At 71.8% G+C, this 14,003-nt stretch carries 11 protein-coding genes and 1 pseudogene; 6 read left to right on the forward strand and 6 right to left on the reverse strand.

Features of this window, described 5'->3' with window-relative positions:
- Position 1: 1 nt before the first annotated feature.
- From ACWGKQ_RS22055 to ACWGKQ_RS22070, 4 genes are all read left to right on the forward strand, one after another.
- The gene (locus ACWGKQ_RS22055) at positions 2–1,408 is read left to right on the forward strand and encodes an FAD-binding oxidoreductase (protein ID WP_453293640.1); all 1,407 of its coding nucleotides are present in this window, start codon (positions 2–4) and stop codon (positions 1,406–1,408) included.
- A 3-nt stretch (positions 1,409–1,411) separates the two neighbouring features.
- The gene (locus ACWGKQ_RS22060) at positions 1,412–2,368 is read left to right on the forward strand and encodes a fumarylacetoacetate hydrolase family protein (RefSeq protein WP_453293641.1); all 957 of its coding nucleotides are present in this window, start codon (positions 1,412–1,414) and stop codon (positions 2,366–2,368) included.
- Between the two features lie 184 nt (positions 2,369–2,552).
- The gene (locus tag ACWGKQ_RS22065) at positions 2,553–3,581 is read left to right on the forward strand and encodes a LysR family transcriptional regulator (RefSeq protein WP_453293642.1); all 1,029 of its coding nucleotides are present in this window, start codon (positions 2,553–2,555) and stop codon (positions 3,579–3,581) included.
- 42 nt (positions 3,582–3,623) lie between these two features.
- A complete protein-coding gene (locus ACWGKQ_RS22070; protein ID WP_453293643.1) occupies positions 3,624–4,394 on the forward strand; it encodes an SDR family NAD(P)-dependent oxidoreductase in 771 nt (256 codons plus the stop codon).
- 3 nt (positions 4,395–4,397) lie between these two features.
- Here ACWGKQ_RS22070 and ACWGKQ_RS22075 read toward each other — a convergent pair whose 3' ends face one another.
- The 4 genes from ACWGKQ_RS22075 to ACWGKQ_RS22090 form a co-directional block, all read right to left on the reverse strand.
- Complete coding sequence (locus ACWGKQ_RS22075) at positions 4,398–5,330, reverse strand: hypothetical protein (protein ID WP_453293644.1); 933 nt, start codon at positions 5,328–5,330, stop codon at positions 4,398–4,400.
- A 255-nt stretch (positions 5,331–5,585) separates the two neighbouring features.
- Entirely contained in the window at positions 5,586–7,103 is a 1,518-nt protein-coding gene (locus ACWGKQ_RS22080; RefSeq protein ID WP_453293645.1) for an MFS transporter, read from the reverse strand.
- Between the two features lie 13 nt (positions 7,104–7,116).
- Positions 7,117–7,539 (reverse strand): VOC family protein, encoded by a 423-nt coding sequence (locus ACWGKQ_RS22085; protein ID WP_453293646.1) that lies wholly within the window; start codon positions 7,537–7,539, stop codon positions 7,117–7,119.
- A 6-nt stretch (positions 7,540–7,545) separates the two neighbouring features.
- Positions 7,546–8,316 carry an SDR family NAD(P)-dependent oxidoreductase gene (locus ACWGKQ_RS22090; RefSeq protein ID WP_453293647.1) on the reverse strand — a complete coding sequence of 257 codons (771 nt, stop codon included), beginning with the start codon at positions 8,314–8,316 and terminating at the stop codon, positions 7,546–7,548.
- Positions 8,317–8,834: 518 nt separating this feature from the next.
- Between ACWGKQ_RS22090 and rho the strand changes: the two genes are divergently transcribed.
- Complete coding sequence (gene rho / locus ACWGKQ_RS22095) at positions 8,835–9,983, forward strand: transcription termination factor Rho (protein ID WP_453293648.1); 1,149 nt, start codon at positions 8,835–8,837, stop codon at positions 9,981–9,983.
- Between the two features lie 126 nt (positions 9,984–10,109).
- Positions 10,110–10,955 (forward strand): annotated as a pseudogene (locus ACWGKQ_RS22100) (D-alanyl-D-alanine carboxypeptidase family protein); the annotation flags it as partial.
- Between the two features lie 89 nt (positions 10,956–11,044).
- Here the strand turns inward: ACWGKQ_RS22100 and ACWGKQ_RS22105 are convergent.
- Complete coding sequence (locus tag ACWGKQ_RS22105) at positions 11,045–12,397, reverse strand: glycosyltransferase 87 family protein (protein WP_453293649.1); 1,353 nt, start codon at positions 12,395–12,397, stop codon at positions 11,045–11,047.
- Entirely contained in the window at positions 12,394–13,788 is a 1,395-nt protein-coding gene (gene mptB / locus ACWGKQ_RS22110) for a polyprenol phosphomannose-dependent alpha 1,6 mannosyltransferase MptB (protein ID WP_453293650.1), read from the reverse strand. Before mptB ends, ACWGKQ_RS22105 begins: the two co-directional genes overlap by 4 nt.
- Positions 13,789–14,003 lie beyond the last annotated feature (215 nt).

Genomic DNA, 14,003 nt, shown 5'->3' on the forward strand with positions numbered 1-14,003 from the left:
CGTGTCTGCAATCCATCGGGGGACGCCCACCGAACCCCCGAACGAGAACCGATTCTCCGGCACCCTCCACCTCCCGGGTGACGAGGACTTCGAGGAGGCCGTGTACGGCAGGGTCTTCAACGCCCGCCGCCCCGCCGACCGCACCCCCGCCGCCGTACTGAGGGCGGTCTCCGAGCAGGATGTCGTGGAGGGCGTACGGCTCGCCCTGGAGCGCGGCTGGCAGGTCGCCGTCCGCTCCGGCGGGCACAGCTGGGCCGCCTGGTCGGTGCGCCGGGACGCGCTGCTGATCGACCTCGGCGGCTTCCGCGAGATGGCGTACGACGAGACCACCGGGATCGTCACGGCCACCCCCAGCGTCAAGGGCGGCGACGAACTCAACCCGTTTCTTGGCGAGTTCGGGCGGTTCTTCAACGGCGGGCACTGCCCGTCCGTCGGCATCGGCGGCTTCCTGCTCCAGGGCGGGCAGGGCTGGAACGCGCGCGGCTGGGGCTGGGCGGCCGAGAACATCGTGGCGATCGACGTCGTCACGGCCGACGGCGAGCTGGTCCGTGCCGACGAGACGCGGCACAGCGACCTGTTCTGGGCGGCGCGCGGGGCGGGGCCCGGTTTCTTCGGCGTCGTCACCCGCTTCCACCTGCGCACCCGCCCACTCCCTGGGCATCTCGCGCACACCGTGCACGCCTACCCGCTGGACCTCTTCGACGAGGTCATGACCTGGCTGCACGGCATCCACCACACGGTCTCCGACCTGGTGGAGATCGTCGCCCTCACCCAGACCCCGCCCGACCTCGACGAACCGGTGCTGCTGGTCACCGGTGTCTCGATGACCGACACCCCGGAGCAGGCGGCCGAGGCGCTCGCGCCGCTGCACGCCAATCCCCACGCCGACCGGGCCCTGTTCCGCATCGAGGCGCAGCCCACCACGCTCGCCGAGCAGTTGGCCGGACAGCGCACCGCCAACCCGGAAGGCCACCGCTACCTCGTCGACAACGCCTGGCTGACCGGCACCGCCGCGGAGGTCGTCCCGGCGATCCGCAAGGCGTTCACCGAGCACCCGACCCGGCAGACCTTCACCATCTGGTTCTCCATGGCGCCGTTGCGGCAACTGCCCGACATGGCTTTCTCGTTGCAGTCGGAGATCTACTGCGCCAGCTATGTCGTGTACGACGACCCCGGGCGGGACGCGGAGCTGCGCGGCTGGCTGGACGAGGCGATGGCGGCGATGCGGCCGGTGACCGCGGGCCAGTACCTCGGCGACTCCGACTTCACGGTACGGCAGCTGAGGTTCATGGGTGACGAGCAGTGGCGGCGGCTGAACGGGATCAGGGCCGCCCGTGACCCCAAGGGCGTGTTCGCCGGCCATCTGAGCGCCGGCACCGTCACCAACACCAACCACTGGGAGCAGTGAGCCATGCGTTTCGCGACCTACGAGCACGACGGCGAGGAGCGCGCCGGTGTGGTGCGGGACGGGGTGATCCACCCGCTGCCCGACCAAGTGAGCGTCCTGACGCTCGTCGAGGCGGGCGTGCTGTCCGCGGCCGGCCTCGAAGCACTGGAGACACCAAGTCAGTTGACGGTGGATCAGGTCCGGTTGCTGCCGCCGCTGAAGCCGCCGTCCATCCGGGACTTCGTCGGGTTCGAGGCGCACATCGAGGGCGTGTCGAAGTCGCTGGACGGCCTGGAGCACGTCCCGGAGGAGTGGTACCGGGCGCCCAACTTCTATTTCACCAACCCGCACGCTGCCTACGGCGCCCATGACGACGTGCCGGTCCCGGCGGGCTGCTCGGTGCTGGACTTCGAGCTGGAGGTCGGTGCGGTCATCGGCCGCAGCGGCCGGGACCTCACCCCGGAGCAGGCGAGGGACCACATCGTCGGGTACCTGGTCTTCAACGACTGGTCGGCGCGGGATCTCCAGAAGCCGGAGAAGAACCTGGGCCTGGGCTTCTCCAAGGGCAAGGACTTCGCCAACACGCTCGGTCCCTGCCTGGTCACCGCCGACGAGGTCGAGGACCGGCGGGACGCGGACGGTTTCCTGGACCTGGAGATGACGGTCACCCTGAACGGCGAGCTGATCGGCCGGGACACCCTCGCCAACGTCTCCTGGACCTTCGAGGAGATGATCGCCTACGCCAGCCGGGACGCCTGGGTGCGCCCCGGTGACATCCTCGGCTCGGGCACCTGCGGCTGGGGCGCGCTCGCGGAGTTCTGGGGGCGGCTCGGGGAGCGGACCCCGCCCCCGCTGAAGCCCGGCGACGAGGTGACGCTGACCGTGGAGCGGCTGGGCACGCTCGCCAACCGGATCGTGCCGGGGCGGGCGGACGCATACCTTCCGCGGGCCCGCAAGAGGGGTCGTACGCCTCGCCCCTAGCACCCGAAGCTGTGGGGGGCCTGTGGTGCGCGCAGGCCCCCCACCTGCGGGTATCCGGTGCCGGAATGCCTGGCATCGCATCTTCCTGAGAGTCGCCCCGACCCCCTTCCTCGACGGGCGTCCGCTGGTTAACCTCGCGTTTCACCGAAGCTTCAAGGACGTGGCCGGCCGGAAGGGGACACTCGTGGGTCTCGGAGCGATCGATCTCAATCTTCTGGTGGCACTGGAAGCACTCCTGGAGGAGAAGAACGTCACCCACGCCGGTGTACGGCTGTCCACCAGCCAGTCCGCGATGAGCGGCTCGCTGGCCCGGCTGCGCCGGCACTTCAACGACGAGCTGCTGATCAGAGTGGGCCGCGAGTACGAGCTGACGCCGCTCGCGGAGCGGCTGCTGCCGGTCGTCCAGGGCTCGCTGCAGAAGGCCGAGGAGGCGCTGTCGCTGACCCGGCACTTCGATCCGGCCCGCAGCCGCCAGCGGTTCTCCGTGGTCATGTCGGACTACGTGATGACGGTGTTCGTGGAGCCGCTGCTGCGGGTCATCGCGGCCGAGGCGCCGGGGGTGCGGATCGACTTCCACCCGATCGTGGACGGGCAGCTGGAGACGGAGACGCATCTGCGCTGCCACGACCTGATGATCGTGCCGCTCGGCTACCAGCTCCCCGGGGTCAGCGAGGCCGTGATGCACGACCGGTTCGTGTGCATCGTGGACCCGGACAACCCGCGGCTGGTGGACGGCCGGCTCACGCTGCGCGACCTCGCGGAGATGCCGCACGCGGCCTGCGCCATCGGCAAGAGCCACACCCCCGCCGAACGCCAGCTGGAGACCCTCGGGATCACCCCGAAGGTGCAGGTCAGCACGCCCGGCTTCAGTGTGCTGCCGTTCCTGGTGAGCGGTACGGACCTGGTGGCCATGGTCCCGGAGCGGCTGGCCCGCCGCTACGAGGGCTTCGCGCGCTGTGCGGTCGTACCGGCGCCGTTCCCGGACGTGCCGCTGGTGGAGGCCATGTACTGGCACCACAACCGGCACGCGGACCCGGCGCACCGCTGGCTGCGGGACACGGTCCGCAGGGTCGGGGCGGCGCTGGGCGAGGAAGTACAGGACGCGGGGGCACCGGACGAGAGGGCGCTGGGCGACGGGCCGCCGGCGGAGATCGCCGACGTGGATGCCACCCATCCCGAGAGCGCGTTTCCGGAGCTGTCCGCCGCTTCCTAGCGTGGACGGGAGACCCTCTCCCGTACCCCCTTGGAGGATGCCGTGAGCCGCACGCGCCTGGCGGGCCGTACCGTCGTCGTCACCGGAGCAGCGCAGGGCCAGGGCGCCGCGGAGGCGGCCGCGGCCGCCCGGGAGGGCGCGACGGTGATCGCGACGGACGTGCTGGACGAGGCCGGCGAGAAGCTCGCCGCGTCCCTGCGCGCCGACGGCCTCGACGTCCGGTACGTCCGCCTGGACGTGACCTCGCCGGCGGACTGGGCAGCCCTGGCGGCTTCCCTCGACGTGGTGCACGGCCTCGTGAACAACGCCGGCATCCCGATGCGGGCAAGGCTCGGCCACGTCGAACTCGCCGACTGGAACCGGGCGTTCGCCGTGAACACCACCGGCGCCCTGCTCGGTATCCAGGCCCTGGCACCGCTGATGCCGGCCGGTTCCTCGATCGTGAACGTCGGCTCGGTCGCCGGGCTCACCGCGCACCACGCGGTGGCGTACACGACCAGCAAGTGGGCGCTGCGGGGCCTGTCCCGGGTGGCGTCCCTGGAACTGGCCCCGCGCGGCATCCGGACGAACATCGTCCACCCCGGCTTCATCGAGACCCCGCTGATGGCCACCGCCAACCCGGTGTTCGTCGCCGCCCACCTCGCCATGACGCCCCAGGGCCGCCCGGGCACGGTCGACGAGGTGGCGCCGCTGGTCGTCTATCTCCTCTCCGACGAGGCCTCGTACGTCAACGGCGCGGAGATCACCGTCGACGGCGGCTACGCGGCGCACGGACCGGTGAAGGCGATCACCGACGCCCTCGACCAGGACTGAGCGTCAGTCCTTGAGCTGCTCCAGGGTGGACTTGGTGTCGGTCTTCAGCCAGCCGGTCACGGAGTCGAGGGTCGGCGGGTCGGTGTCGCTGTCGTACGAGGAGAAGTACGCGCTGTAGTACATGGTGTAGGTCATCCAGCCGTCCCGCACCGCGAGGGTGGCGTACCGCGAACCGCTGGTGGTGGAGCCGTTGCTGGTGTCCTGGGTGACCAGGTAGGCCTCGTCGCCGATGCCCTGCACGGGCGTCACGTCGTAGTCGGTGTGGCTGTCACCGTAGTTCTTCCAGGTGGCCGTGAACTCCGGTGCCGGGTCGGTCTTCTTGTGCAGGTCGATCTGCATGGTGAGGTAGGCGTCCCCGTAGCTGGTGCTGGTCTTCTTGAGGCTGAGACTGCAGTAGCTCTCGTCCAGCGCCGGGTCCTTCATCGCGTTCTTCGTCGGGGCCGAGTCGGCCACGGGGTACTCGTCCTTGAACGACGAGTAGTCCGCGCTGGAGCAGAGGTTCGCGGGCGCCCGGTAGCCGCGCAGGTCCGCGCTGCCGCCGAAGCCCCCGGTCAGGAAGAGACCGCCCGCCCAGGCCGCGGAGGCGACCACCGCGCCCACGACGGCCCACAGCACGGCTCTCCCGGCCGCGTTCCCGCCGGTCGCCGACGGCGGTACGGCCGGCGGCGGATAGCCGTAACCGGGCTGCACGGCATAGGGGTTGGCCTGCTGCGGCGCGGCGGGCTGGGCGTAGGGGTTCTGCGGGGGCGGGGGCGGCGACTGCGGGTTCGGATACGGGTACGCGGTCGGCTGGGGCGAGACCGCGGGGGGCTGCTGCTGTGGCGGCGGTGCGGGCTGCTGCGGCGGCGTGGGCGCCTGCTGGGCGGCAATGGTGTCCTGCGGAGCGGGCTCTGGTTGCTGTGGAGCGGACGGAGGCTGCTGCGGTGGCGTGGACATGTCGTGAAGATAAGGCATAACCAGGCATCAAGTCCCGTGCTGGTCAGGACCGTTATGGATTGCGGACATCCGTCGCAGACACGGGACTTGCCGCCCAGGGGGCCACGGACTCTTCGTGCGCGAGTGCGGGGCCGCCGTGGCCGGTCGCGCAGTTCCCCGCGCCCCTCAGGGGGCTGCAGCGGTCCCCCTCAAGGAGCACGCGGGGCGTGCGTGAAGGCCGGGGCGTGGGCCCCGGCCTTCACGGTGTGCTGTGGGTCAGGCGGATGCCGGCTGCACCGGCGCCTGGGCCGTCGCCCGTGCGGTGTTCTTGCGGACCAGCAGCAGGGTCACCACCGCGCCGAGCAGCGAGGCGCAGCCGCAGATCACCACGCCCAGGGCCATGCCGTGCGCGAGGGCGTCCTGCGCGGCGGCCCGGGCGCTGTCGCTGCCCGCGTTGACCACCGCGAGCGGTCCGGCCGCGGCCTCCATTCCGGCGTCGGAGCCGCTCAGCTTGCCGACCAGCGCGGAGGAGGCCGCGCTCATCGCGATGGTGCTGATCACGGCCGGGCCGAGGCCCTGGCCGAACTCGCGGACCAGGCTGGTCGCACCGCTCGCCATGCCGGTCATCTCGATCGGCACGGCGTTCACCGCGGCCGAGGTCAGCGAGGAGACCACGCAGATGAAGCCGATGCCGAGCAGCAGCACCGGGCCGATGAAGGCCGCGAGGGAGGTGGTGGTGATGGGCAGCGCGGCGATCCAGAACTGGCCGGCGGCCATCGGCAGCAGACCGCCCATCAGCAGCCAGCGCGGCTCGACGCGGGTGAGCATCCTGCTGAGCACCGGCGCGAGGAGCAGCGGGATCAGCTGGAGGATCACGAACGGCATACCGGCGCGCAGGGCGCTGAGGTGCATCACCGCGCCGAGCCGGATGGAGACGCAGTAGGCGGTGCCGATGAAGCCGAACATACCGGTCAGGGCGACCACCGCGGCCGCCGCGAACGACGGGATCCTCAGCAGCTCCAGGTTGAACATCGGGGACGCGGCGCGCCGCTCCGCCATCACGAAGCCGGCCAGGGCCACCGCGGCGAGGGTCAGCGCGAAGACGATCGAGGGGCTGCTCCAGCCCCGGTCGCCGCCCTCGATGATGCCCCACAGCAGGGCGGTCAGACCGACGGCGATGCTGATCTGTCCCGGCCAGTCCAGGGCGCGGCCCTCGGGCGCCTTGGAGTCGGTGACCAGCGCCCAGCAGGCGAAGCCGACCACGACACCGAGGACGACCGGCGGGACGAACGCCCAGCGGAAGTCGGCGACGGTGGCCAGGATGCCGGAGGAGAGCGGGCCCACGGCGGAGGCGAGGGAAATGCTCAGCGCCCAGATCGAGACCGCCCTGGCGCGGTCCTTCTCCCCGGGCGTCGCAGCCGCGATCACGGCGAGGGAGCTGGGGAAGAGCGCGGCGGCCCCGACGCCGGCGAGGGCCTGGCCGATCCAGAGCATGGTGATGTTCTGGGAGGTGGCGTTGAGGAGTTCACCGATCGCCAGCACGAATCCGCCGAGGACCAGCAGCCGCTTTCGGCCGAACAGGTCGCCCACCACACCGAAATTAAGTTCCAGAATCGCGGTGGGCAGAATGAATGCGGAGGTGACCCAGGCGACCTGCGACCCCGAGGCTCCGAATGCGCTCTGGATTTCCCCGTTGATGGGCGAGGGGACGGTAATGCACAGCTGCGCGGCGGCAACTGCCAGACAGCAGGCTATGAGCGTGCCCACGTCCAGTTTCTTCACAGCGTTGGTCATTCCGTACTCCATCTCACGGGTCAACAGTGGTGCCGCGCTCTATGAGTTCGATGAGATTTCCCTCGGGGTCCTTGACCCAGGCCATCCGCACCCCGGGTTCGGGGGACGGGCCGGGGGCGAGCACCTCGCCCGCCCCGTGCGCCACCAACGCGGTGTACACGGGGTCGAGTTCGGGGGTGGTGACCGCGAAGTGCCCGTACCCCTCGGTGAGGGCGGCGGTCATCGGGTCCGGTGCCCTGAGGCCGGGCGCGGACCCGGGCCTGGCGAGCAGTTCGAGCCGCCAGCCGTGCGGGTGTTCCAGGACGACGCCGGTCAGGCCGGGGCCGTCGAGACGGAACTCGAAGACGGTCTTCAGGCCGAAGGCCGTTCGGTACCAGATGAGTTGCGCGGGCAGGTCGCGTACGTTGACGCCCACGTGGTCTAGTCGTGCGTGCATGCGCGCTCAGCCCGCCATCGCGCTGTCGCCGCCGTCGACCATGAGGTTGGCGCCGTTGACGAAGGCCGCCTCGTCGGAGCAGAGGAAGGCCGCCGCGCGGGCGATGTCCTCGGGCTGTCCGACCCGGCCGACCGGGATCCGCGCCTCCAGCTGCGCCTTCGGGCCGTTCGGGTCGTCGAGGAAGGGTGCGGTGGCAGCGGTGCGGGTCATGCCGGGGGCGATGGTGTTGACCCGGATGCGGTGCGGGGCGCCGGCCGCGCACAGGTGCTTGCTCATGGCCAGGACCCCGCCCTTGGCGGCGCCGTGCGGGACCATCGGCATGAACGGCGCGCCGCGCACGGCGGCCACGGAGGCGACGTTCAGGACGGCTCCGCCACCGCGTGCGATCAGGTGCGGCCAGGCCGCCTGCGTGCAGAAGTAGGGGATGTCCAGCTCGTTCCTGATGGTGAAGTACCAGTCCTCGGCGGGCATCGTCTCGAAGGGACCGTTCCGCAGGGCGGAGGCGTTGTTGTAGAGGATGTCGATCCCGCCGAACTCCGCGATCCCGGCCTCGATCCACTCCCGCGCCCCGGCCTCGGTGGAAAGGTCGACCGGCGCCAGGGAACGCATGACACCGCCGGCTTTCTCGACGAGTTCCACGGTTTCCGCGGCGTTCTTCTCGTCGATGTCGCAGCCGAATACCGTGGCCCCCTCGGCCGCGAACACCTGTGCCGCGGACCGGCCGATTCCAGCCCCCGTTCCACTGATGAAAGCGATTTTTCCGGCCAGTCGACCCATGATTGCCAAGTCCCTTGTCCATGCCCGCCGAAGTGCGGTGGTGGCAGCGTAGGTAGGGCCTTTGGCCAGAACAAGAAATGCGTCAGGGAAACGCCATCGGGGGTTCGTATGGCTGGTATGCGCCGCAGCCGCCGGGCCGTGCCGGGCGCAGGCGCACGCTGCCGCCGACGGAACCGGCCGACCGGACGAGGCTGTCGCCGGGGACGCTGCGGACCGGCGGCGGGGGGAATATCGGCGGCCGGTGCCATGTTGACGATCCGGGAACCCTGGGTATAGTGCGATCAGCACGTGTGAGCGCCCCTCTACCGGGCGCCGAGTGCCGGTTCCACTCCTCCAGCCGTATCGCCCGTCGTTTCCCGACCGGCCGCCGGCTTCTCAGCACCACCTCGTGGCCTGGGTCTTTCCGCCGTTCCCGAGGTGCCGTTCCCCGCCGCACGGAGGCTTGCGCACCCGCCCTCCCGCTCGCGGCCCACTCCCCCCTTCACTCATGTCTTCCGTCCTCGAAAGGACCACCTCTCATGACCACCACACTCGAACCCCCTGTACAGCAGCAGGACCGGCCCGTCGGCCGGTCCGTCACCGGTGTCCTCGACATCGACTCGGGCGGGAAGGGCCGGCTGCGGGCCCCGGACTGCCAGTCCTCCCCCGCCGACCTGCAGGTCTCCCCGGCGCTGATCCGCCGTCACGGCCTGCGCAAGGGCGATCTCGTCGAGGGCGTCCGCGGCGACGGGCGCACGCTGACCGAGATCACGCGCGTCAACGGCCGTACGCCCGAGGAGCTGCGCGACCGCCGGAACTTCCGCGATCTGACCCCGCTGCACCCGCACGAGCGGATCCGCCTCGAACATCCCGCCGCCGGGCTCGCCGGACGGGTCGCCGACCTGTTCTCGCCGGTCGGCAAGGGGCAGCGCGGGCTGATCGTGGCCCCGCCTAAGACCGGCAAGACGGTGCTGCTCCAGCAGTTCGCGGCCGCCGTCGCCGGCAACCACCCGGAGTGCCACCTGATGGTGCTGCTGCTCGACGAGCGCCCCGAGGAAGTCACCGACATGCGGCGCTCGGTGCGCGGCGAGGTGTACGCCTCCACCTTCGACCGGCCCGCCAAGGAACACATCGCCCTCGCCGAACTCGTGGTCGAGCGCGCCAAGCGGCTCGTCGAGGACGGCCAGGACGTCGTCATCCTTCTTGACTCCCTGACCCGGCTGTGCCGGGCCCACAACAACGCGGCCGCCTCCAACGGCCGTACCCTCAGCGGCGGTGTGGACGCCGCCGCGCTGCTCGGCCCCAAGCGGTTCTTCGGTGCCGCCCGCAAGGCCGAGGAAGGCGGCTCGCTCACCATCCTGGCCACCGTCCTGGTGGACACCGGCTCCCGGGCCGACGGCTACTTCTTCGAGGAGCTGAAGAGCACCGGCAACATGGAGCTGCGCCTGGACCGCGAGCTGGCCTCCCGGCGGGTCTTCCCGGCCGTGGACATCGCCCCCTCCGGCACCCGCCGCGAGGAACTCCTGCTCACCCCGGCCGAGTTGACCACCGTCCGCGGACTGCGCCGGGCCCTGCAGAGCCGCGAGGGCACCCCGAGCGGCCTGGAGACGCTCCTGGAGCGGCTGCGGGAGACCTCGGACAACGCCACCTTCCTGCGGCGCGTACAGCCGACCCTGCCGACCGGCTGACACCGGGGCGTCCGGGCCGGCGCGCCGGGACCGGAGCCGGGCGTACGGCAGCCATCCGGGTTGCTCACGTCATCCGACCGGCCCCGGCAGCGCGCTGGACACCGGCCCCATTCCTACGTTGATCATATGACGATCGGATTCCCTGACCGATTCCCTCGGCGAACGGCGGTGACGACCTGCTCCGTCTGCCTGGCAGGCCTGCTGGCGCTGACGCCCGGCACGGCCGCCGCCGGCACCGGGGCACGCGACCCGGCCCCGCCTCCGAGGGCGGTGGTGCCCGGCCCGTCGCTGCTCTACCAGTCCGGCCCGCAGGTGCGGCCGCACCCCGGGGCCCCGGAACTCCCGGACCTCTCCGCGCTCTCCTGGCTGGTCGCCGACGCGGGCACCGGCCAGGTGCTGGCGGCGAACCACGCCCACCTCGGACTGCCGCCGGCGAGCACTCTCAAGACCCTGTTCGCGCTCACCGTGCTGCCGGTCCTGCCCGCGGATCTCCCGCACCGGGTGACGTCCGAGGAGCTGGCGGACGTCGCCGAGGGCAGCAGCCTGGTCGGCGTCGAGGAGGGCCGCACCTACCGGGTGGCCGACCTGTGGCGCGGGGTCTTCCTCAGCTCCGGCAACGACGCCGTGCACGTGCTGGCCGCGCTCGACGGGGGCTGGGACCGCACCGCCACCCGGATGCAGGCCAACGCCCGCTCCCTGGGCGCCCTCGACACCCGCGTCAAGTCCCCCGACGGCTACGACGCGCCGGGCCAGGTCTCCTCCGCGTTCGACCTGGCGGTGTTCGGCCGGGAGGGGCTGCGCAACCCCGACTTCGCCCGGTACTGCTCCACCGCCGAGGCCCGCTTCCCCGACGGCGCCGGCTGGTCGTTCGGCATCGAGAACACCAACCGGCTGCTGACCGGCGAGGACGGCGTGGCCCGGTACCCCGGCCTGATCGGGATCAAGAACGGCTACACCAGCAACGCCGGCAACACGCTCGTGGCCGCCGCCCGGCGCGGCGGGCGCACTCTGCTGGTCACCGTGATGAACCCGCAGGACGGCGGCGTGTACGACGAGGCCCGTCAGCTGCTCGACTGGGGTTTCGCGGCGGCCGGCCGGGTCGACCCGGTCGGCTCGCTGGACGCTCTGCGGGCCAAACCGCGGCCCCGGCCCGGCCCGAGCACCGTACCGATGGCGGCGGCCACCGCACCCGAGGACGACTCCGACTGGTCGCAGACCGCCATCGCCGCGGGCTTCGCGGTACTCGGCGCCGGCGCCGTGAGCCTGGCGCTGCGGCTCAGGGGCGACCGCTCCGGGCGGGGCTGACCGACCGGCAGGCCCAGCAGCAGACCCAGCGTGATCCAGGTGTAGAGGTTGCTGCCGAGGAACCCGTCGATACCGGACGCGTCGTCGAACCACAGCCACACCACGCTGGTGCACATCACCGCGTAGAGGGCCCCCGCGACCCGCGGGCGCCCGGCGCGGGCCAGCAGGACGAACGACGGCAGCACCCACACCAGGTGGTGTACCCAGGTGATCGGGCTGACCAGGCAGGCCGCGAGACCGGTGAGCGCGAAGGCGGACGTCCAGTCACCGGCCGCCACGGCCCGGCGGGTCCGCCACGCCCACACGGCCAGCGTGAGCAGCACCACGATCGCCCACAGCGGCTTGTCCGGATGGCCGAGCCGGGCCAGCACGCCCTGGAGCGACTGGTTGGAGACGTAGTCGAGCCGGCCGACCCTGCCGGTGTCCCAGAGCGCCTCGGTCCAGTAGAAGCGGGACGCCTTCGGATCGGCCCAGGCCGCGAGCGCGGTCGCGGCGAGCGCCACGGCCGTGGCGACACCGGCCGCCCGCCACTTGCGGCCGATCAGCAGCATGCCGATGAACAGCGCGGGCGTGAGCTTGATCGCGGCGGCGAGCCCGATGCCGGCCCCGGCCCAGCGGCCCCGCCCGCTGCGCAGCAGACAGCAGTCCCCGAGCACCAGGGCGAGCAGTATCAGGTTCACCTGGCCGAAGCTGAAGGTGTCCCGCAACGGCTCGAACAGCGCCAGCGCGCACAGCGTCAGCGCCCAGCGGTACCAGCCCCAGCGCCGCCAGCCCGGCCCGGCCAGGACGCGCAGCACGAACGCCAGCGCGGCCAGGTTCAGCAGCAGCGAGGCCGCGATGGCCAGGTGCAGCCCCACCAGCGCCATGGGGAGCATGCCGACGGCGGCGAACGGCGGATACGTGAAGCCGTAGGTCGTCCCGGGCACCCGGTAGTCGTAGATCCGCCCGCCGTGGTGCACCCAGGTGTGCACGGTGCCGTAGTACACGCGCAGGTCGAACCAGTCGCGCAGCAGCGGCACGGTGGCCGTGAAGACGGTCACGGCGGCGACCAGGACCAGGACGAGCAGCAGTCTCCCCCGCTCGGTGCGCGGCCCTCTCGGGTCCCTCATGCCGTATGTCCCACGGCCGGGGCCTGCGCGGCCTGGTGCGCCTGCCACAGCACGACCACGCCGAGCACCCCGCCGGAGACGGCGAGGACCAGCTGGCCGACATCGGCGGGGCCGCCGCTGGGCAGCACGGCGAGCGCGAGCACCCCGGTGACGGCGGCCACCCGGTGCCGTACCGAGGTGCTGGGCGCGGCGGCCGCGATCAGGAACAGGCCCCAGATGGCGTACCAGGGGCGGATCGCCGGCCCGAAGGCGGCGACCGCGGCCAGGCTCAGGCCGAGGGCGTAGACCGGGCGGGGCCGCAGCCGGACCCATATCAGCAGCACGGTCACTCCGGTGAGCACGAGCCCGAACAGGTGCCAGGCCGGGACGGCCAGCGGCGCCAGATCACTGCCGAGGTGTTCGAGGAGTGCGCCCGTGGCCCGGCCGAGCAGGCTGCTGAGCGCCCAGTTGTGCGCGGACACCGGCGTGTCGAGCGCCCTGATCCACCCGTAGCCCGTCCCGGCGACGGCGGTCGCCGCCACCGTCGTCGCCCCCGACGCGACCACCGTCGTCAGGGTGGCCCGCACCGGACTTCGTCCCTTGCGCACCTGTACGACGATCACCGCCAGCAGCCCGAGCGCCGCGGGTGCCTTCACCAGCGCCGCGAGCGTGACCAGTACGGCCCCCAGGACCGGCCAGCGACCGAGCGCCGCGACCAGGCCGAGGCCCAGCAGCCCGAGCATGATCGCGTCGTTGTGGGCGCCGGCGACCAGGTGCAGCAGCACCAGCGGGTTGAGAGCGCCGAGCCAGAGCGCGGCGGCCGGGTCGGCGCCGCTGTGCCGGGCGAGCCGGGGCAGCGCGGCCGCCATCAGACCGACGCCGAGCAGGGCGACCAGGCGCATCCCGAAGAGCCCGGCGGGGAGTTCACCGCGGGTCAGCCCGGACAGCAGCGAGGCCACGGCCATGAACGCGGGGCCGTAGGGGGCGGCGGTGTTCTGCCACACCGGCGCGACCTCGTCGGCCAGCGGGCCGCCGAGCTGGGCGGGTCCCGACGTGTAGACGTCCATGTGCTCGTCGACCATGGCGCCCTGCGCGAGATAGCTGTACACGTCCCGGCTGAACAGCGGGGGTGCGAGCAGCAGCGGGGCCGCCCAGACGGCGAGGACCAGCAGCAGCTGGCGCGGGGTGGGCGGCGAGGCGCTGCGCACGAGGCGGCCGAGCAGCAGCCATGCCGCGATCAGCAGGACGACGCCGAAGTAGACGCCGACCAGACCGAACGCCGCCTGCACCGAGCTGGGTGCGAGCAGGTCCTCCACCGGGAGGGCGCCGGCTGTCTCACCGCCCAGGGCGAGGAAGGCGGTGCCGGCCAGGCCGAGTACCTGGCAGCGGCGGAGATCGACGGGGAAAGCCATGGCCAACACTGGGTCAGCGTGTCAAGGGTGGGTGGCCGGGAAGCGACGGGGCGCTTTCCTGGGAGGGGCCTGGTTGTTACCTGTGGGTGGTGGATCGTGGTCGGGTGCGTCAGTCGCCCACGTGTTCACCGTTGTGCACGACGGCCAGGAAAGTAACCAGGAGCTTCGGAACCGGCTGGAACCTGACGGTTCATGAAATTTCTCTTCGGGATCCA

It is taken from the genome of Streptomyces sp. NPDC054770, assembly GCF_053611985.1.